This window comes from Micromonospora chalcea, from assembly GCF_028768405.1.
Taxonomy (GTDB): Bacteria; Actinomycetota; Actinomycetes; order Mycobacteriales; family Micromonosporaceae; genus Micromonospora; species Micromonospora chalcea.
The window spans coordinates 2,398,951-2,421,634 of the sequence record NZ_CP118233.1 but is presented as its reverse complement, the minus strand read 5'-3'; the positions used below and the strand labels follow the sequence as shown (position 1 = coordinate 2,421,634).

The 22,684-nt window shown below is 75.7% G+C and carries 1 protein-coding gene; it reads left to right on the top strand.

Annotation, left to right across the window (positions count from 1 at the left end; translation table 11 throughout):
• Nucleotides 1-123 precede the first annotated feature (123 nt).
• Complete coding sequence (locus tag PVK74_RS10350) at nucleotides 124-22,683, top strand: type I polyketide synthase (RefSeq protein ID WP_274478944.1); 22,560 nt, start codon at nucleotides 124-126, stop codon at nucleotides 22,681-22,683.
• The last annotated feature ends 1 nt before the right edge of the window (nucleotide 22,684 follow it).

Genomic DNA, 22,684 nt, shown 5'->3' with positions numbered 1-22,684 from the left:
GTGGGTTTCGTGAGCCGAACGGCCGCGTCTGCACCCACCTGTGCACGAAGCCGGCCCGCCGGCGGTGGTGTGGTCAACGAATCGGCAGATTCCGATCGATAGCAAGCTCTGGGCGGGTGGGTCATGGCGGACGAAGACAAGCTCCTCGAACACCTGAAGTGGGTGACCTCCGAGCTCCGCCTGGCGCGTCGGCGCCTGACCGAGCTGGAGGACGAGGACGCCGAGCCGATCGCGATCGTCGGCATGGCCTGCCGTTTCCCCGGTGGCGTCGCCTCACCTGAAGACCTCTGGGACGTCGTCGCCGGCGGGGTGGACGCCACCGGCGCGTTCCCCGACGACCGGGGCTGGGACCTCGACCGGCTCTACGACCCCGACCCCGACCACCCCGGCACCACGTACAGCAACCGGGGTGGCTTCCTGCGCGACGCGGGTCTGTTCGACCCGACCCTGTTCGGGATCTCGCCGCGCGAGGCGCTGGCCATGGACCCGCAGCAGCGCCTCCTGCTCGAGGTGACCTGGGAGGTCTTCGAGCGGGCCGGCATCGACGCCGCGTCGGTGCGGGGCAGCCGTACCGGGGTGTTCGTCGGCACCGCGGGGCAGGACTACACGTCCGTGCTGCGGCAACTGCCCGAGGGCACGGAGGGCTACGTCCTCACCGGCACCGCCGCGAGCGTCATGTCCGGCCGGCTGGCGTACTCCTTCGGGCTGGAGGGGCCGGCCGTCACCATCGACACCGCCTGCTCCTCGTCGCTGGTCGCCCTGCACCTCGCCGGTCAGGCCCTGCGCGACGGTGAGTGCTCCCTCGCCGTGGCCGGCGGCGTCACCGTGCTGGCCACGCCGGGCGCCTTCGTCGAGTTCTCCCGCCAGCGGGGGCTCGCCTCCGACGGGCGGTGCAAGGCGTTCTCCGCCGACGCCGACGGGACCGGCTGGTCCGAGGGCGTCGCCATGTTGCTCGTCGAGAAGCTCTCCGACGCCCGGCGCAACGGGCACCCCGTCCTGGCGGTGATCCGGGGCAGCGCCGTCAACCAGGACGGCGCGAGCAGTGGGCTGACCGCCCCCAACGGCCCCGCGCAGCAGCGGGTGATCCGGCAGGCGCTGGAGAACGCCCGGCTCAGTCCGTCCGACGTGGACGCCGTCGAGGCGCACGGCACGGGCACCCGGCTCGGCGACCCGATCGAGGCGCAGGCGCTGCTGGCCACGTACGGGCAGGGCCGCCCCGCCGACCGCCCGCTGTGGCTGGGCTCGCTGAAGTCGAACATCGGCCACCCGCAGGCCGCGGCCGGCGCCGGCGGCGTCATCAAGATGGTGATGGCGATGCGGCACGGCGTGCTGCCGCCCACCCTGCACGTGGACCGGCCCTCACCGCACGTCGACTGGTCGACCGGCGCCGTGGCCCTGCTCGACGAGGCGCGCCCGTGGGCCGGCGGCGAGCACGTCCGCAGGGCTGGCGTGTCGTCCTTCGGCATGAGCGGCACGAACGCCCACCTGATCCTGGAGCAGGCGCCGGCCCCCGACCCGGCCGGCGACCACGCCACCCCGTCCCGCCGTCCCGCCGTCGTGCCCATGCTGCTCTCCGCCGCGCAGCCGGCCGCGCTCGCCGCGCAGGCGGACCGGCTGGCCCGTTGGCTCAGCGACGACGAGGAGCCGCGCCCGCTCGATGTGGCCTGGTCGTCGGTGGTGTCCCGCTCGACGCTCGACCGGCGTGCGGTGGTGCTCGCCGGGGACCGTGGGGGCCTGCTGACGGGCCTGGAGTCCCTGGCGGCGGGCGCGCCGTCGGGCACCGTGGTCACGGGCCAGGCCGGGGACCGCGGTCCGCTGGCGGTGCTCTTCTCCGGCCAGGGCGCGCAGCGCGCCGGCATGGGCCGCGAGCTGTACGCCGAGTTCCCCGTCTTCGCCGCCGCCCTCGACGAGGCGTGCGGGCATCTCGACCGGGTGCTGCCGCGCCCGCTCAAGGAGGTGCTGTTCGCGCCGGAGGGCTCCGCCGAGGCGGAGCTGCTGGACCAGACCGCGTTCACCCAGGCCGGGCTCTTCGCCGTCGAGGTGGCGCTGTTCCGCCTCGTGGAGTCGTTCGGCGTGGTGCCGGACTTCGTGGGCGGGCACTCGATCGGTGAGATCGCCGCCGCGCACGTGGCCGGGGTGCTGTCCCTCCAGGACGCCTGCCTGCTGGTGGCGGCGCGGGGCCGGCTCATGCAGTCGCTGCCCGACGGCGGCGGCATGCTCGCCGTGGCCGCCGACGAGGCGGCCGTGACGGAGTCGATCGCCGGGCTGACCGACCGGGTCGGCGTCGCGGCCGTCAACGGCCCGACCTCCGTCGTGGTCTCCGGCGCCGTCGACGCCCTCGACGAGGTGGAGCGCGTCTGGCGCGACCGGGGTGTGCGCACCCGCCGGCTGGCCGTCAGTCACGCGTTCCACAGCCCGCTGATGGAGCCGGTGCTGGAGCGCTTCCGCGGCATCGTCGAGCGGCTGGACCTCGCCGCCCCCACGCTGCCGATCGTGTCGAACCTGACCGGTGCGCTCGCCGACGCCGACGAGATCCGCACCGCCGACTACTGGGTACGGCACGTCCGCGAGGCGGTCCGCTACGCCGACGGGCTCGCCGCGCTGCGCGACGCCGGGGTCGACACCTTCCTGGAGGTCGGCCCGCAGAGCGTACTGACCGCGATGACGACCGACGTGCTGCCCGACGACGACGTGCTCGCCGTCGCAGCCCAGCGCCGGGACCGGCCCGAGGCGCAGGCGCTGCTGCACGCCCTCGCCGAGCTGCACGTGCACGGGTTGCCGGTGTCCTGGCGGGAGTGGTTCGCCGACACCGGCGCCGCCCGGGTCGACCTGCCCACGTACGCCTTCCAGCGGGAGCGGTTCTGGCCCGAGGTGCTGCCGTGGCGGGTCGGCGACGTGTCGGGCGCCGGCCTCGGCGTCGCGGGGCACCCGCTGCTCGGCGCGGCGGTGCGGCTCGCCGGCGACGACGAGGTGGTGCTGACCGGCCGGCTGTCGACGTCGACGCACCCGTGGCTGGCCGACCACGTGGTCGGCGGCAACGTGGTGGTGCCGGGCACCGCCCTGGTGGAGCTGGCGGTCCGCGCCGGCGACGAGGTGGGCGCGTCGCGGGTACGGGAGCTGACCGTGGCGGCGCCGCTGGTGCTGCCCGACTCCGGGGCGGTACGCGTGCAGGTGCGCGTCGGCGCTGCCGACGACGCCGCCGTCCGGACGGTGTCCGTGTACTCCCAGCCCGAGGAGGACGACGACACCGACTGGGTGCGGCATGCCGACGGCCTGCTCGAACCGGTGTCGGCCGACGAGCCGGGGCTCGGCGAGTGGCCGCCGGCGGGCGCGACCGAGGTGGACCTGACCGGCTGGTATCCGGCGCTGGCCGAGCACGGCCTGTCGTACGGGCCGGTTTTCCAGGGCGTACGGCGGGCCTGGACCGCCGACGGTGGGGCGTACGCCGAGGTGACGCTGCCGGACGGGGCGGCCGGCGAGGCGGGCGCGTTCGGGGTGCACCCGGCGCTGCTGGACGCCGCGCTGCACCCGGTGGCGCTGCTGCTCGAGGCCGAGGGGCCGCGCGTGCCGTTCGCGTTCGAGGGCGTGCAGGTGCACGCCTCGGGCGCCCGGACGCTGCGGGTGCGGCTGACCCGGGACGGCTCCGGGGTGCGGCTGGTCGCCTGCGACGGCTCGGGCGCGCCGGTGGTCTCGGTGGACTCGCTGGTGCTGCGGGAGATGACCGCGACGGCGACCCGGGGCGGTGCCGCCCGGTCGCTGTACGAGGTGACCTGGCAGGCCGAGCAGATCGAGAGCGTCGACGACCTTCCGGGGTGGGCGGTGCTGGGCCGGCCGGCACCGGACGCGCTGCCGGAGGTGCCGGTCTTCGCGGACGTGGCGACCCTGGCGGCGGACGGGGCCACGGCCCGGCAGGTGCTGCTGACGGTGCCCGCCGGCGATCCCGGCGTCCCCGTGCCGGAGGCCGTGCGGGCGGCCACCAGCGGTGTGCTGGACGTGCTGCGGTCCTGGCTCGCCGCCGAGCCGCTGGCCGACACGAAGCTCGTGGTGGTGACCCGGGGCGCGGTGGCCAGCGGGGACGACGACCAGGTCACCGACCTCGCCGCCGCCGCCGTCTGGGGCCTGCTGCGCTCGGCGCAGTCGGAGCACCCGGGGCGGATCGTCCTCGCCGACGTCGAGGGCGAACTGACCCCCGCGACCCTCGCCGTGCTGGCCGGGGCCGCCGTCGACCCGTCGGTCTCCGGCGGCCAGCTCGCGGTGCGCGGCGAGCGCACCCTCGTGCCGAGGCTGGCGCGGCCGGTGGGCGACGAACTGACCCCGCCGCCCGGCCCGTGGCACCTCGCCCCCGTCACCGGCGGCACCCTGGACGGGATCGCGCCGGTGCCGGCCACGCCCGCGGAGCTGGGCGAGGACCAGGTGCGCATCGCGGTGCGCGCGGCCGGCGTGAACTTCCGCGACGTGCTGATCGGGTTGGGCATGTACCCGGATCCGGCGGCCGTGATGGGCAGCGAGGGCGCGGGCGTCGTGGTCGAGGTCGGCCCCGGCGTGACCGACCTGGTGCCCGGCGACCGGGTGATGGGCATGTTCGAACTCGGGTTCAGCCCGCAGGCCGTCGCCCATCGCCGGCGCATCGCCAAGATGCCCGCCGGCTGGTCCTTCACCCAGGCGGCGTCCGTCCCCCTGGTCTTCCTGACGGCGTACTACGCCCTGCGGGACCTCGCCGGGCTGCGGTCCGGCGAGTCGGTGCTGATCCACAACGGCGCCGGTGGCGTCGGGATGGCCGCCATCCAGCTCGCCCACCACCTCGGCGCCACCGTCCACGCGACGGCGAGCCCCGGCAAGTGGGGTGTGCTGCGGGGCCTGGGGGTGGCCGGGGAGCGGATCGCGTCGTCGCGGACCACCGAGTTCGAGCAGACCTTCGGCGCGGCCACCGGCGGTGCCGGCGTCGACGTGGTGCTCGACGCCCTCGCCGGTGAGTTCGTGGACGCGTCGCTGCGGCTGCTGCCGCGCGGTGGCCGGTTCGTGGAGATGGGCAAGGCCGACGTACGCGACCCGGAGGCGGTCGCCGCCGACCACCCGGGCGTGGCGTACCGCGCGTTCGACCTGAACGAGGCGGGCAGCACCCGCATCGGCGAGATGCTCACCGAGATCCTCGACCTCTTCGCGCGGGGCGCGCTGCGTCCGCTGCCCGTACGGGTGTGGGACGTGCGTCAGGCCCGGCAGGCGCTGCGGCACGTCAGCCAGGCCCGCCACGTCGGCAAGGTGGTGCTGCGCATCCCCGCGCCCGCCGACCCCGACGGCACCGTGCTGCTCACCGGCGCGGCCGGAACCCTGGCCGGCGTGCTCGCGCGGCACCTCGTCGCCACCGGCCAGGCCCGCCGCCTGCTGCTGGCCTCCCGCCGCGCACCGGGCCGGGACGACGCGTACGCCACCCTGGTCCGGGAACTGACCGACGCGGGCGCCGACGTCACCGCCGCGGCCGTCGACGTCAGCGACCCCGCGCAGGTCACCGAGCTGGTCGCCGGGATCGACCCGGCGTACCCGCTGACCGCGGTGGTGCACACCGCCGGGGTGATCGCCGACGCGACCATCGGTTCGCTGGACGAGTCCGCCCTGCGTACGGTGCTGGCGCCGAAGGTGGACGCCGGGTGGGCGTTGCACGAGGCCACGCGGCACCTGGACCTGTCGGCGTTCGTGCTGTTCTCGTCGGTGGCGGCCACCCTCGGTTCGCCGGGGCAGGGCAACTACGCGGCCGCGAACGCGTTCCTCGACGCCCTCGCGCAGCACCGCCGGCAGCAGGGGCTGCCCGCCACCAGCCTCGCCTGGGGCATGTGGGCCACCGACAGCACGATGACCGCCCACCTCGACGGCGACGACCAGCAGCGGCTGCGGCGCGTCGGGATGAGCCGGCTCTCCCCGGCCGAGGGCGTCGAACTCTTCGACGCCGCCCTGCCGGCGGCCCGGCCGGTGCTCGTCGCGGCCCGCCTCCACGTCACCGGCGAGGCGAGCGGCGTACCGCCGCTGATGCGGCACCTGCTGCGCGGCGGCGGCCGGCGCCGCACCGCCACCGATCGGCCGAGTGCCGGGGCGTCGTGGCGGGAGCGGCTCGACGGCCTGTCCGAGGCGGACGCCCGGCAGGCGCTCGTCGACCTGGTCTGCGGCCAGGCCGCCACGGTGCTGGGGCACGCCTCGGCGCAGGCGGTCCCCGCCGCCCGCGCCTTCAAGGACCTGGGCTTCGACTCGCTGACCTCGGTGGAACTACGCAACCGCCTCGGTGCGGCCACCGGGCTGCGGCTGACCGCCACGCTGGCCTTCGACCATCCCACCCCGGCCCGGCTGGCCGAGCACCTGTTCGCGCAGCTCGGCCCGGCCACGGGAGCCGGCGCCACCGTCCGTACGGTCGTCACCGCCGACGCCGACGAGCCGATCGCCATCATCGGCATGGCCTGCCGCTACCCCGGCGGCGTCGCCACCCCCGAGCAGCTGTGGCAGCTCGTCACCTCCGGGGCCGACGCCATCGGCGAGTTCCCGGCGGACCGCGGCTGGGACCTCGACCGGCTGTACGGCACGGACGGCGACCAGGCCGGCGGCACCGTCACCCACCAGGGCGGCTTCCTCTACGACGCGGCCGACTTCGACGCCGGCTTCTTCAACATCAGCCCCCGTGAGGCCCTCGCCATGGACCCGCAGCAGCGGCTGCTGCTGGAGACCGCCTGGGAGAGCTTCGAGTACGCCCGCATCGACCCCGCCACCCTCAGCGGCACCGCCACCGGCGTCTTCGTCGGCGCCGCCTCATCCGGCTACGCCACCAGCGGACGCGACGACCTGGACGGCCTCGAGGGGCACCTGCTGACCGGCACGGCGGGCAGCGTCGCCTCCGGGCGGGTCGCCTACATGTTCGGCCTCGAAGGCCCGGCGGTCACCGTCGACACCGCCTGCTCCTCGTCGCTGGTGGCGCTGCACCTCGCCGCCCAGGCGCTGCGCGGCGGCGAGTGCGACATGGCCCTGGCCGGCGGGGTGGCGCTGATGGCGCAGCCCGGCATGTTCTCCGAGTTCTCCCGGCAGGGCGGCCTCGCCCCGGACGGGCGGTGCAAGGCGTTCGCCGCCGGCGCGGACGGCACCGGCTGGTCCGAGGGCGTCGGCATGCTGCTCGTGGAGCGCCTCTCCGACGCCCGGCGCAACGGGCACCGGGTGCTCGCCGTGCTGCGCGGCTCCGCCGTGAACCAGGACGGCGCGTCCAACGGGCTGACCGCGCCGAACGGCCCGTCGCAGCAGCGGGTCATCCGCCAGGCCCTGGAGAACGCGCGGCTCGCCCCGGCCGACGTGGACGCGGTCGAGGCGCACGGCACCGGCACCATCCTCGGCGACCCGATCGAGGCGCAGGCGGTCCTGGCCACCTACGGCCAGGACCGTGCCGCCGGCGAGCCGCTCTGGCTCGGCTCGATCAAGTCGAACATCGGCCACTCCCAGGCAGCGGCCGGGGTGGCCGGCGTGATCAAGATGGTGCTGGCGATGCGGCACGGCGTGCTGCCGCCGACCCTGCACGTGGACGAGCCCTCGCCCCACGTCGACTGGAGTGCCGGAGCCGTCGCCCTGCTCACCGAGGCCCGGCCGTGGCCCGCCGTCGACCGGCCCCGCCGGGCCGCCGTGTCGTCGTTCGGCATCAGCGGCACCAACGCGCACACCGTCATCGAGCAGGCACCCGGCGAGCCGGCCCCGACGCCCGCGCCGACTGGGCACGTTCCCGGCCTGGTCGGGCCCGCCGCCGTACCCCTGCCGGTCTCCGGCAGAAGCCCCCGCGCGCTCCGGGCACAGGCTGCCCGCCTCGGCGAACGGCTCGCCGGCGACGCCGACCTCGACCCGCGGGACCTCGGCTTCTCCCTGGCCACCCAGCGGGCGCACCACCCGTACCGCGCGGTCGTCGTGGCCACCGGCCGGGACGACGCGCTCGCCCGGCTGGCCGCCCTCGCCGACGGCGACACCTCCCCGGCGGGCGCGGACGCCGCGTCGAAGGTCGTCTTCGTCTTCCCCGGCCAGGGCTCCCAGTGGACTTCGATGGCGCTGGACCTGATGGAGACCTCGCCGGTCTTCCGGCAGCGGATGGACGAGTGCGCCGAGGAGCTGTCCCGGCTGGTCGACTGGAACCTGGGGGACGTGCTGCGGCAGGCGCCCGGCGCGCCGCCCCTGGACCGGGTGGACGTGGTCCAGCCCGCGCTCTTCTCCGTCATGGTGTCCCTCGCGCATCTCTGGCGCGCGTGCGGCGTCGAACCGGCCGCCGTCATCGGGCATTCGCAGGGGGAACTCGCCGCGGCCTGCGTCGCCGGCGCGTTGACCCTCGCCGAAGCCGCGCGGCTCGTCGTGGCGCGCAGCCACGGCCTGCTGTCGATCGCGGGTCGCGGCGGCATGGTCTCCGTGCCGCTCCCGGCCGCCGACACCGAGCGGCTCATCGCGCCGTGGCGGGGCAGCCTCTCCGTCGCCGCCCTCAACGGCGCCGCCGTGACAGTGGTCGCCGGCGACTCGGCGTCGGTCGCCGAACTGCTCGCGCACTGTGCCGAGCGCGACGTCCGCGCCCGGCAGATCGCCGTCGACTTCGCGGCGCACAGCGGCCACGTCGACCCGATCCGCGACGAGGTGATCGCCCGGTTCGGCACCGTGGACCCCCGCTCCAGCACCGTGCCCTTCCACTCCACAGTCACCGGCGAGCCGATCGACACCGCCGGGCTCGACGCCGACTACTGGTACCGCAACCTGCGGGAGCCGGTCCGGCTCGCGCCGGTCGTGGACCAGCTGATCGAGCGGGGCTTCCGGACGTTCGTCGAGGTCAGCCCGCACCCCGTACTCAAGATCGCCGTGCAGGACGCGCTCGACCGGAAGGCCGACGGCGGCGTGGTGGTGGGCTCGCTGCGCCGCGACGGGCACGGGCCGCGTCAGCTACTGGCCAACCTCGGCGAGCTGCACGTCGCCGGCGTGCCCGTCGACTGGTCGCGCGTCTTCGCCGGCTCCGGCGCCACCCCTGTCGACCTGCCCACGTACGCCTTCCAGCGGGACCGGTTCTGGCCGGTGCTCGACCGCTCCGCCACCGGCGACGTGTCGGGCGCGGGGCTGGGCGCGGCCGGGCACGGGCTGCTCGGCGCGGCGGTGCGCCTCGCCGGCGACGACGAGGTCGTGCTGACCGGCCGGCTGTCGGCGTCCACGCACCCGTGGCTCGCCGACCACGTGGTCGGCGGCGCCGTGGTGCTGCCGGGCACGGCCCTCGTCGAGCTCGCGGTGCGCGCCGGCGACGAGGTCGGCGCCTCCCGGGTGCGGGAACTGACCGTCGCCGCGCCGCTGGTGCTGCCGAACCCGGGCGCGATCCGCGTGCAGGTGCGCGTCGGCGCCGCCGACGGCTCCGGAACCCGGAGCGTGGCGGTGCACTCGCAGCCCGACGGCGACCCCGAGGACCCCTGGACACGGCACGCCGACGGTCTGCTGGAGCAGGCCACCGACGAGCCGGCGCTGGGCTCCTGGCCGCCGGCCGGAGGCACCGAGGTGGACCTCGCCGGCTGGTACCCGGCGCTCGCGGAGCGCGGCCTGGCCTACGGACCGGCGTTCCGGGGCCTGCGGCGGCTGTGGACCGCCGGCGACGAGGCGTACGCCGAGGTGACCCTGCCGGACGAGGCGGCCGGCGACGCCGGCGGCTTCGCCGTGCACCCGGCGCTGCTGGACGCCGCCCTGCACCCCGTCGGGCTGCTGCTGGCCGAGCGCTCCGGCGGACCGCGCGTGCCGTTCGCGTTCGAGGGCGTGCAGGTGCACGCCTCCGGCGCCCGGACGCTGCGGGTGCGGCTGACCCGTGCGGGCTCGCGCGTGCGGCTGGTGGCCGGGGACGAGTCCGGCGTGCCCGTGGTGTCGGTCGAGTCGCTCGCCCTGCGGGAGATGACCGACGCCACCGGTGCGGAGGCCGCGGAGCGGTCGATGTTCGAGGTGACGTGGCAGGCCGAGACGGTCACCCCGGCGCGGGACGTCTCCGGCTGGGTGCTGCTCGGCGACGGACCCGCCCCGGCGGACCTCGTCACGCCGGTGTTCCCGACCGTCGGCGAGCTGACCGCGGCGGTCTCGGCCGGTACGGTCGAGGCGCCCCGCGCGCTCGTGGTCCCCGTGCCCGCCGGCACCCCGGACGGCGACCTGCCCGACGAAGTCCGTACGGCCACCGCCCGCGTCCTGGCCGTGCTGCACTCCTGGCTGGACAGTGAGGCGCTGGCCGACACCACGCTCGTCGTGCTGACCCGCGCGGCGGTGGCCGCCACCCCGGCGGACGCGGTGCGGGACCTGCCCGGCGCTGCGGTCTGGGGTCTGCTGCGCTCGGCGCAGTCCGAGCACCCGGGGCGGATCGTCCTCGCCGACGTCGACGGGGACCTCACCCCGGCCACCCTCGCCGTGCTCGCCGCCGTCGCCGAGAACCCCTCGCCGACCGGCGGCCAGGTGGCCGTACGCGGCAACGAGGTGCGCACGCCCCGCCTGGGCCGGCCCGCCGGCCAGGCCGCCGACGAACTCGTCCCGCCGGACGGACTGTGGCGGGTCGGGGCGGTCAGCCCCGGCACCCTCGACGGCGTCGGCATGGTGCCCGCCGCCACCGCCGCCCTGGACACGGGCCAGGTGCGCATCGCGGTGCGCGCGGCCGGCGTGAACTTCCGCGACGTGCTGATCGGCCTGGGCATGTACCCGGATCCGGCGGCCGTGATGGGCAGCGAGGGCGCGGGCGTCGTGGTCGAGGTCGGCCCCGGCGTGACCGACCTGGCCCCCGGCGACCGCGTGCTCGGCATGTTCGAGCCGGCCTTCGCCCCCGAGGTGATCGCCACCCGCGACCTCGTGGCGAAGATCCCCGCCGGCTGGTCATTCGCGCAGGCCGCCTCCGTGCCGGTGGTGTTCCTGACCGCGTACTACGCGCTGCGGGACCTCGCCGGGCTGCGGTCCGGCGAGTCGGTGCTGATCCACAACGGCGCCGGTGGCGTCGGCATGGCCGCCATCCAGCTCGCCCGGCACTGGGGCGCGACGGTCCACGCCACCGCCAGCCCCGGCAAGTGGGGCGTGCTGCGGGAACTCGGGGTGGCCGAGGAGCGGATCGCGTCGTCGCGGACCACCGAGTTCGAGCAGACCTTCGGCGCGGCCACCGGCGGTGCCGGCGTCGACGTGGTGCTCGACGCCCTCGCCGGTGAGTTCGTGGACGCGTCGCTGCGGCTGCTGCCGCGCGGTGGCCGGTTCGTGGAGATGGGCAAGGCCGACGTACGCGACGCCGAAACCGTCGCCGCCGACCACCCGGGCGTCACCTACCGCGCGTTCGACCTCAACGAGGCCGGGCACCGGCGCATCGGGGAGATGCTCACCGAGCTGCTCGACCTGTTCGCTCGCGGCGCGCTGCGCCCGCTGCCGCTACGGGCGTGGGACGTGCGCCAGGCCCGGCAGGCGCTGCGCCACATCAGCCAGGCCCGGCACATCGGCAAGGTCGTCCTGCGGGTGCCCGCCCCCGCCGACCCGGACGGCACCGTGCTCGTCACCGGCGCCGGCGGCGCCCTCGCCGGCGTGTTCGCCCGGCACCTCGTCGCCACCGGCCAGGCCCGGCACCTGCTGCTGGCCTCCCGCCGTGGCCCCGAGCACTACCGGGAGCTGGTCGACGAGCTGACCCGCGCGGGCGCCCGGGTCACCGCCGGCACCGCCGACGTGACCGACCCCGCGCAGGTGACCCGGCTGCTGGAACTGGTGGACCCGGCGCACCCGCTGACCGCCGTGGTGCACACCGCCGGGGTGATCGCCGACGCGACCATCGGTTCGCTGGACGAGTCCGCCCTGCGTGCGGTGCTGGCGCCGAAGGTGGACGCCGGGTGGGCGTTGCACGAGGCGACCGCGCACCTGGACCTGTCGGCGTTCGTGCTGTTCTCGTCGGTTGCGGCCACTCTCGGTTCGCCGGGGCAGGGCAACTACGCGGCGGCGAACGCGTTCCTCGACGCCCTCGCCCGGCACCGGCGTGAGCAGGGGCTGCCCGCCACCAGCCTCGCCTGGGGGCTGTGGGCGACCAGCAGCGCCATGACCGCCCACCTGGGCGGCAACCAGCACCGCAAGGCGATCCGCGCCACCAGCGCCCCGTTGACCGACCGGCAGGGCGTGGCGCTGTACGAGCTGGCGCGACAACGCGGCGCGGCGCACCTCGTCCTCATGAACCTGCCGCCGGCGTCGCGGGCGACCGGCCAGAACGTGCCCAGCCTGCTGCGGGACGTGGTCCGTGCGGGAGGCCCGGCCCGGCGCGCGGTGGGTCGCGGCCTCGCGGACACCGCCTCCGTCCGCGACCGGCTGGCGACGCTCGGCCCGGCGGAGCGGCGCTCCCACCTGCTCAACCTGGTGGCCGCCGGCGTGGCGGCAGTGCTCGGGCACCGCTCGGCGGAGACCGTCGACGCCCAGCGCGCCTTCAAGGAGCTGGGCTTCGACTCGCTCACCTCGGTGGAGCTGCGCAACCGGCTCTCCGCCGCCACCGGCCTGCGGCTGCCCGCCACCGTGGCGTTCGACTACCCGAGCCCGGTGGTGCTCGCCGAGTTCCTGGACCGGGAGCTCGGCGGCGCGGCAGTCGTGGACCGGCCCGCCGCGGTCGGCACCGCCGCCGCCCTCGACGAACCGATCGCCATCATCGGCATGGCCTGCCGGTTCCCCGGCGACGTGCAGACCCCCGAGCAGCTCTGGGACGTGGTCACCGCCGGCGCCGACGTCATCTCGCCCTTCCCCACCGACCGGGGCTGGAACCTCGACGACCTGCGCGCCGGCGGCGAGGACCCGGACGCCGTACCACGGCAGGGTGGCTTCCTCCACGACGCCGCCCAGTTCGACGCCGCCTTCTTCGGGATCTCGCCCCGCGAGGCCCTGGCGATGGACCCACAGCAGCGGCTGCTGCTGGAGACCTCCTGGGAGGCCTTCGAGCGGGCCGGGATCGACCCCCACTCGGCGCGGGGCAGCAGCACCGGCGTCTACGTCGGCCTGATCTACCACGACTACGCCTCCCAGGCCGCCGGCGGCACCGACGAACTGGACGGCCACGTCGGCAACGGCAGCGCCGGCAGCGTCGCCTCCGGCCGCATCTCGTACCTGTTCGGCCTGGAGGGCCCTGCCGTCACCGTCGACACCGCCTGCTCGTCGTCGCTGGTGGCGCTGCACCTGGCCACCCAGGCGCTGCGGCAGGACGAGTGCCGCCTCGCCCTCGCCGGCGGGGTGAGCGTCATGTCCACCCCCGGCATGCTCACCGAGTTCTCCCGGCAGCGCGGCCTGTCGCCCGACGGGCGGTGCAAGGCGTTCGGCGCCGGCGCCGACGGCACCGGTTTCGCCGAGGGCGTCGGCATGCTCCTGCTGGAGCGCCTCTCCGACGCGCAGCGCAACGGTCATCGCGTGCTCGCCGTCGTCCGGGGCAGCGCCGTCAACCAGGACGGCGCCAGCAGCGGTCTGACCGCGCCGAACGGCCCCGCACAGCAGCGGGTGATCCGGCAGGCGCTCGCCAACGCCCGGCTCGCCACCACCGATGTGGACGCCGTCGAGGCGCACGGCACCGGCACCGCCCTCGGCGACCCGATCGAGGCGCAGGCGCTGCTGGCCACGTACGGGCAGGGCCGACCGCAGGACCGTCCGCTGTGGCTGGGGTCGGTCAAGTCGAACATCGGCCACGCCCAGGCGGCGGCCGGCGTCGCCGGTGTGATCAAGATGGTGCTGGCGATGCGGCACGGCGTGCTGCCGCCGACCCTGCACGCCGAGAAGCCGTCCCCGCACATCGACTGGACGGCCGGGTCGGTCGCGCTGCTCACCGAGGCCCGGCCGTGGCCCGCCGTCGACCGGCCCCGCCGCGCGGCGGTGTCGTCGTTCGGCATCAGCGGCACCAACGCGCACACCATCGTCGAGCAGGCCCCCGAGCCCGCCCCGGCGCAGGCCGCCCCCGCCACGGGCGTCCCGGGCGACCTCGTCGCCTGCGTCCTGTCGGCCCGCGACGCCGCCGCCCTGCACGAGCAGGCGCGCCGGCTGCGGACCCTCGTCGACGGCGAGCCGGACCTGACCATCGCCGACGTGGGCCGGGCCCTCGCCACCGCCCGCAGCGCCTTCGAGCACCGCGCCGTGCTGCTGCCCGCCGACCGCGCCGGGCTGCTCGCCGCCCTCGGTGCGCTGGCCGACGACGAGCCCTCGGCCGCCGTCGTGCGGGGGATCGCCCGCAGCGGCCGCACCGCCGTCCTCTTCTCCGGCCAGGGCGCGCAGCGCGCCGGTATGGGTCGCGGGTTGTACGGGGCGTTCCCGGTGTTCGCCGCCGCGTTGGACGAGGTGTGCGGTCACCTGGATCCGTTGTTGCCGCGTCCGTTGCGGGAGGTGCTGTTCGCTGAGGCGGGTTCCGCTGAGGCGGGGTTGCTGGATCAGACGGTGTTCACCCAGGCGGGCCTGTTCGCCGTCGAGGTGGCGTTGTTCCGTCTGGTGGAGTCGTTCGGTGTGGTGCCGGACCTGGTGGCCGGGCACTCCATCGGCGAGGTCGCGGCGGCGCATGTGGCGGGCGTGCTCTCCCTGGCTGACGCGTGCGCGCTGGTCGCCGCGCGGGGAAGGCTCATGCAGGCCCTGCCGGCGGGCGGCGGCATGCTCGCCGTGGCCGCCGACGAGGCCGCGGTGGCCGAGTCGATCGTTCCGCTCGCCGACCGGGTCGGCGTCGCCGCCGTCAACGGGCCCACCGCCGTGGTGGTCTCCGGCGCCGCCGAGGCCCTCGACGAGGTGGAGCGGGCCTGGAAGGACCGGGGTGTGCGTACGCGCCGGCTCACCGTCAGCCACGCGTTCCACAGCCCGCTCATGGAGCCGATGCTGGCCGAGTTCCGGCAGACGCTCGACGGGCTGACGTTCCACTGGCCCGTCCTGCCGATCGTGTCGAACCTGACCGGGCAGGTCGCCGACCCCGACGAGATCGGCACCCCCGACTACTGGGTCCGCCACGTACGCGAGACCGTCCGCTTCGCCGACGGGGTCGCGAGCCTGCGCGAGCGCAACGTCCGTACCTTCCTCGAACTGGGCCCCGACGCGGTGCTCGCCGGCATGGTGGGCGCCTGCCTGCCGGACGACGACGCGGCGGCGGTCGTGGCGACCCTGCGCCCCGGCCGACCCGAGCCGGCGTCGCTGGTCCACGCGCTTGCGGAGCTGTACGCGCACGGCACGCCGATCACCTGGACCGCCCTCCTGCCGGCCGGAACCCGCCCGGTCGACCTGCCGACGTACCCGTTCCAGCGGCAGCGCTTCTGGCCGGCCGTGGGCCGGCTGCGCGCCGGCGACGTCAGCGGCGCCGGCCTCGGCGTGGCCGAGCACGGTCTGCTCGGCGCGGCCGTGGACCTGGCCGGCGACGACGAGATCGTGCTGACCGGCCGGATCTCCCCGACCACCCACCCCTGGCTGGCCGACCACGTCGTCTCCGGCGTGCCGCTGGTCCCGGGCACGGCCCTCGTGGAGCTTGCCGTCCGCGCCGGCGACGAGGCGGACCTGCCGCGGCTGCGGGACCTGACGGTGCTCGTGCCGCTGGTGCTCCCCGAGTCCGGCGCCGTACGGATCCAGGTGCGGGTGTCCGCGTCGGATTCGCCGCAGCGCCCCGTCGCCGTCTACTCCCGCCCCGACGACGACCCCGAGGCGGGCTGGACCCGGCACGCGGAGGGCGTGCTGGAACCGGCCACGGCCGACGAACCGCAGCCGACCGCCTGGCCGCCCGCCGGCGCCACCGAGGTGGACCTGACCGGCTGGTACCCGGCGCTCCTCGAACACGGCCTGTCGTACGGGCCGGCGTTCCAGGGGCTGCGCCGGGTGTGGACCGGCGAGGACGACGTCTTCGCCGAGGTGGTCCTGCCGGACGACGCGGCGGCGGAGGCGGCTCGCTTCGGCGTGCACCCGGCGCTGCTGGACGCCGCCCTGCACCCGATCGGGCTGCTGCCCGGCGCCGAGGAGACGGGCGGGCCGCGCGTGCCCTTCGCCTTCGAGGGCGTACAGGTGCACGCCTCCGGCGCGAGGCTGCTGCGGGTGCGGTTGACCCGCAACGGCTCCGCGGTGCGGCTGACCGCCCGCGACGAGGCGGGCGCGCCGGTGGTGTCGGTGGACTCCCTCGTCCTGCGGGAGCTGACCGGGGTGGCCGCCCCGAACGCGGCGTCGCGCTCCCTGTTCGAGGTGGCCTGGCAGGCCGAGGAGGCCGACCCGGTCGACGACGCGTCGGGCTGGGCGGTGCTGGGCGGGCCGGCCCTGCCGGGCGTCCCCGGTGGCCCCTCCGCCGAGACGATCCGGCAGCTGCGCGCCGCCATCGACGCCGGCATCGCCCCGCCGCGCCTGCTGCTCTTCACGCCGGCCGCGTCGCCCGCCGACGACGGCGACCCGGCGGAGGCCGTACGCACTGTCACCGCCGACGTGCTGGGCCTGGTGCAGGAGTGGCTGGCCGTCGACGCGCTGGCCGACTCGAAGCTCGTGGTGGTGACCCGGGGCGCGCTGGCCGTCCGCGACGGGGACCGGGTGAGCGACCTGGCCGCCGCGGCCGTGTGGGGCCTGCTGCGCTCCGCGCAGTCCGAGCACCCCGGTCGCATCGTCCTGGCCGACGTCGACGACGCGATCAACCCCGGCACGCTTGGCGTCCTGGCCCGCTTCGCCGCGGACCCGGCCGGCGGTCAGGTCGCGGTGCGTGCGGGCGCGGTGTTCGTGCCGCGTCTGGTGCGTGCGGTCGCCCCGGTGTCGGTGGAGACGCCGGTCGTGGGTGACGGTGCGGTGCTGGTGACCGGTGGTACGGGTGCGCTCGGGGCGTTGGTGGCGGAGCATCTGGTGTCGGCGCATGGTGTGCGGTCGCTGGTGCTGGTGTCGCGTCGTGGTCCGGCGGCTGCGGGTGCGGGTGAGTTGTCGGAGCGGTTGTCGGCGCTGGGTGCGTCGGTGCGGATTGTTGCCTGTGATGTGACGGACCGGGATCAGGTCGGCGCGCTGGTGGCGGAGGTTTCCGCCGGGGGTCGGCTGGCGGGTGTGGTGCACACCGCTGGTGTGTTGGATGACGGGGTGATCGAGCGGGTCACCGAGGAGCGTCTGGCAAGGGTGTTGGCGCCGAAGGTGTCGGCGGGTTGGTTGTTGCACGAGGCGACGGCGTCGCTGGATCTCGACTTGTTCGTGGTGTTCTCGTCGGTGGCGGGTGTGTTGGGTTCGCCGGGTCAGTCGGCGTACGCGGCGGGCAACGCGTTCCTCGACGGGTTGGCGGTGTGGCGGCGGCAGCTCGGGTTGCCTGCGGTCAGCCTCGCCTGGGGCATGTGGGACACCGCCGGCATGGCCGCGTCGATCGGCGGCAACGACCGGGCCCGTACGGCACGCGCCGGACTCCGACCGATGAACGCCCGCACCGGCCTGGAACTCTTCGACGCCGCCGTGGGGGCACAGCGGGCGGCGCTGGTGCCGGCCGCGATCGACGTACCCGCGCTGCGGGCGGCAGCAGCCGGCGCGGTCGTACCGCCGATGCTGCGCAACCTGGTCGACGTGGTGACGACCCGCCGCCGCGCCGGCCAGGGCGCCCCCGGCGGCTGGGCCGACCGCCTCACCGGCCTCAGCGCAGAGGACGGCCTCGCGCAGGTCGACCAGCTGATCCGGGGCCTGGTCGCGCAGGTCCTCGGGCACGGCGGCGCCGAGGCGGTGCCGGCCGACCGGGCGTTCAAGGACCTGGGCTTCGACTCGCTGACCGCCGTCGAGCTGCGCAACCGGGTGAACGGCGCGACCGGCCTGCGCCTCACCTCGACCCTGGTGTTCGACCACCCGTCCCCGCAGGTCCTGGCGGCCCACGTGTACGCGGAACTCGCCGGCACCCGGCCCGGCGCCGTCACGACCGACGAGGCGGCGACCGGCGACGCCGACGAGGCGATCGCGATCGTCGGCATGGCCTGCCGCTACCCCGGCGGGGTGGAGTCTCCCGACGAGCTGTGGAAGCTGGTCAGCACCGGTGGGGAGGGCATCGGGGAGTTCCCGGCCGACCGGGGCTGGGACCTGGAGACGCTGTACGACCCGGACCCCGACCACGCCGGCACCTCGTACACCCGCCACGGCGGCTTCCTGTACGGCGCGGCGGAGTTCGACCCCGGCTTCTTCGGTGTCTCGCCGCGCGAGGCCCTCGCCATGGACCCGCAGCACCGGCTGCTGCTGGAGGCGTCCTGGGAGACGTTCGAGTCGGCGGGCCTGGACCCGTCCGGCCTGCGGGGCAGCCGGACCGGTGTCTTCGCGGGCGTCATCTACCACGACTACTCGACGCGCCTGATGGAGACGCCCGAGGTCGAGGGCTACATCGGCACCGGCAACTCGGGCAGCGTGCTGTCCGGCCGGGTCGCGTACACCTTCGGCCTCGAAGGCCCGGCGGTCACTGTCGACACGGCGTGCTCGTCGTCGCTGGTGGCGTTGCACCTCGCGGTGCAGGCGTTGCGGTCGGGTGAGTGTGATCTGGCGCTCGCCGGTGGTGTGACGGTGATGGCGACGCCCGGCACGTTCGTGGAGTTCTCGCGGCAGCGGGGTCTGTCGGCCGACGGCCGGTGTAGGTCGTTCGCGGCGTCGGCCGACGGCACGGGCTGGTCCGAGGGTGTGGGTGTGCTGCTGGTGCAGCGCCTCTCCGACGCGCAGCGGGAGGGCCGGCGGATCCTGGCGGTGGTACGGGGCAGCGCCGTGAACCAGGACGGCGCGTCGAACGGCTTGACGGCGCCGAACGGCCCGTCGCAGCAGCGGGTGATCCGGCAGGCGCTGGCGAACGCCCGGCTCACCACCGCCGATGTGGACGTGGTGGAGGCGCACGGTACGGGTACGACTCTGGGTGACCCGATCGAGGCGCAGGCGTTGTTGGCGACGTACGGGCAGGAGCGTCCGCAGGATCGGCCGCTGCTGCTCGGGTCGGTGAAGTCGAACATCGGGCATGCGCAGGCGGCTGCGGGTGTGGCTGGTGTGATCAAGATGGTGTTGGCGATGCGGCACGGCGTCGTCCCGGCGACGCTGCATGTGGACGAGGCGTCCCCGCACGTCGATTGGACGGCCGGGGCGGTCGCTCTGGCGACCGAGGCGGTGCCGTGGCCGCGGGTGGGTCGGCCGCGTCGGGCGGGGGTGTCGTCGTTCGGGATTTCCGGCACGAATGCGCACGTGATCATCGAGCAGCCGCCCGCCGAGGTGGTTGAGGGGGAGGTCGTCGTCCGCGAGGTGCCGGTGGTGCCGGTGCTGCTGTCGGCCCGCGACGCCGCGGCACTCGCCGGCCAGGCGGGCCGGTGGGCGCGGTGGCTCGCCGTGGACGAGGCCCCACGCGGCGTGGATGTGGCCTGGTCGTCGGTGGCGTCGCGGTCGGCGTTGGAGCACCGGGCGGTGGTGTCCGGGGCGAGCCGGGACGAGCTGCTGGCGGGTCTCGCGGCAGTGGCGGCCGGCGAGCCGTCGGGGGCCGTCGTGACCGGTTCTGCCGCCGCGCGCGGCCAGTTGGCGCTGTTGTTCTCGGGTCAGGGTGCGCAGCGTGCGGGGATGGGTCGGGAGTTGTCGGCCCTGTTCCCGGTGTTCGCCGTCGCGTTGGACGAGGTGTGTGGGCACCTGGATCCGTTGTTGCCGCGTCCGTTGCGGGAGGTGCTGTTCGCGTCGTCGGGGTCCGCCGAGGCGGAGTTGCTGGATCAGACGGTGTTCACGCAGGCCGGGTTGTTCGCGGTCGAGGTGGCGTTGTTCCGTCTGGTGGAGTCGTTCGGGATCGTTCCCGATGTGGTGGCTGGTCATTCGATCGGTGAGGTGACCGCGGCGCATGTCGCGGGCGTGTTGTCCCTGGCGGATGCGTGTCAGTTGGTGGCGGCGCGGGGCCGGTTGATGCAGGCGCTGCCGACCGGTGGCGGGATGCTGGCCGTGGCGGCCGACGAGGCTGCGGTGGCGGAGTCTCTCGCGGGGCTGACCGGCAGGGTTGGTATCGCGGCGGTTAACGGGCCTGCCGCTGTGGTGGTGTCGGGTGCCGTTGACGCGTTGGATGAGGTGGAGCGGGTTTGGCGGGATCGGGGGGTGCGTACCCGTCGGCTCGCGGTGAGCCACGCGTTCCACAGTCCGTTGATGGAGCCGATGCTCGCTGATTTCCGGGCCGTTCTCGACGGGTTGGAGTTCGCCGCGCCGTTGTTGCCGGTCGTGTCGAACGTGACCGGGGCCCTGGCCGGCGATGAGATCCGTACGCCGGAGTATTGGGTGCGGCACGTGCGCGAGGCGGTGCGGTTCGCTGACGGGGTCGCCGCGCTGCGCGCCGCTGGGGCGGACACGTTCCTGGAGGTCGGGCCGCAGAGCGTCCTGACCGCGATGACCGCCGACCTGCTGCCCGATGACGAGGCCGTGCTGGCGGTGGCTGTGCAGCGCCGGGACCGTCCGGAGGTGCAGGCGTTGCTGCACGCCCTGGCGGAGTTGCACGTGCACGGGATGCCGGTGACCTGGGCGCAGTGGTTCGCCGAGACCGGCGCGCGGCGGGTGGACCTGCCCACGTACGCCTTCCAGCGGGAGCGGTACTGGCCCGAGCCGGCGAACCGGCCGCGGCAGACGGCGACCGACGGCGGCGACGCCGACTTCTGGAAGGCCGTCGAACGCGGCGACCTGAGCGCCCTCGCCGCCCAGTTCGGCGACGACGGCGCCGCCCTGGACGCCCTCACCCCGGCGCTGCCGGTCCTGTCGACCTGGCACCGGGCGCGCACGCAGCGGGCCGTCCTGGACGCATGGTCGTACCGCGTCGGATGGAAGCGCGCCGACATCACCGCCGGCCCGGCGCGGCCCGGCGCTTGGCTGCTCGTGACGGCGCAGGACGACCTGGCGGACGGCACCCGGGCGGAGGCGGTCACCAAGGCCCTCGCCGAGGTCGGCGCCGACGTGGTCCGGCTCACCGTCGACCCGGCCGGCACCGACCGGGCGGGCCTCGCCCGGCGGCTGGGCGACGCGCTGGCCGACGGTCCCGTCACCGGCGTGCTCTCCCTGCTCGGCCTCCGCGACCAGCCGCACCCCGCCCACCCGGCCGTGCCGGTCGGGACGGCCGCCACGCTGCTGCTGCTCCAGGCGCTGCACGACACCGGGGCGACGACCCGGCTGTGGTGCCTGACGCAGGGCGCGGTCAGCACCGGCGACGGGGACACCGTGCACGCTGTCGTCCAGAGCGGGCTCTGGGGCCTGGGGCTCGTGGCGGGCCTGGAACACCCCCACCTGTGGGGCGGGCTGGTGGATCTGCCCGAGCAGGCCGACGCGACGGCCTGGGACCGGCTGGCGCGGGTGGTGACCGGCGCCGGCGACGAGGACCAGCTTGCCGTACGCCCCTCCGGGGTGTTCGTCCGTCGCCTGGTCCGCTCGGCGCCCGCCGCCCCCGACACGGCGCAGCGGTGGCGGCCGTCCGGCACCGTGCTCGTCACCGGCGGCACGGGCGCGCTGGGCGCGCACGTGGCCCGCTGGGCGGCGGCCAACGGGGCGGAGCACGTCGTGCTGACCAGCCGCCGCGGCGGGGACGCCCCGGGGGCCGTGGAGCTGCGCGAGGAGTTGATCGCCCAGGGCGTACGGGCGTCGGTCGTCGCCTGCGACGTCGCCGAGCGCGACCAGGTGGCGGCGCTGCTGGCCCGCCTCGACGAGGATCCGGCGCCGCTGACGGCCGTGGTGCACGCGGCGGGCACCGGCGAGTCCGGGCTGATCGCCGACACCGACCTGGCCGCGTTCGCGGGCGTGCTCGACGGCAAGGTGGCCGGCGCGCTGCACCTGGACGCCCTGCTCGGCGACCGGCCGCTGGACGCGTTCGTGCTCTTCTCCTCCATCGCCGGGGTGTGGGGCAGCGGCGGGCAGTCCGCGTACGCCGCCGGCAACGCCTTCCTGGACGCGCTCGCCGAGCAGCGGCGCGGCCGGGGCCTGGCGGCGACGTCCGTGGCCTGGGGACCGTGGGCCGACGGCGGCATGGCCACCGGCGAAGCCCAGCAGATGCTGGCCCGGCGCGGCCTGACCGCCATGGCGCCGGCCGACGCCGTGCACGCCATGCGGTACGCCGCCGGCCTGCCCAGGGCGGCGCTGACCGTGGTGGACGTCGACTGGGCGGTCTTCGCCCCGGCGTACGCCTCGGCCCGCCCCCGGCCGCTGCTCGACGACATCGCCGAGGCCCGGGAGGCGCTGCACGCCCACGCCGTGGAGCAGCAGCCCGGCGGTGCCGCCGACGCCCTGCGGGAGCACCTGCTCACCCTGCCCCGCCCCGAGCGGGTCCGGCACATGGTCGACCTGGTCCGCACCCACGCCTCGGCCGTGCTCGGCCACGCGGGAACGGACCGGGTCAAGCCGCAGCGGGCGTTCAAGGAGCTCGGATTCGACTCGCTGACGGCGGTCGAGCTGCGCAACCGACTCACCGGCGTCACCGGCCTGTCGCTGCCCGCGACCCTCGTCTTCGACTACCCGAACCCGGCCGTGCTCGCCGAGAACCTGCTCGACGGTCTGCTGCCCGAGGCGGCGCAGGCGGACGACGGCGACCCGGCGGAGGCGGCCGTCCGGCAGACGCTCGCGGCGATCCCGCTGGCCCGCCTCCGTGAGGCCGGGCTGCTGGACCTGCTGCTCAACCTCGCCGACACCGACGGCGACGACGGTGACGAGTCCACCGACGAGGACCTGGACCTCGACGACCTCGACACCGACGCCCTCGTCAGGCTGGCGCTTGACGGAACCGATTCCTGAC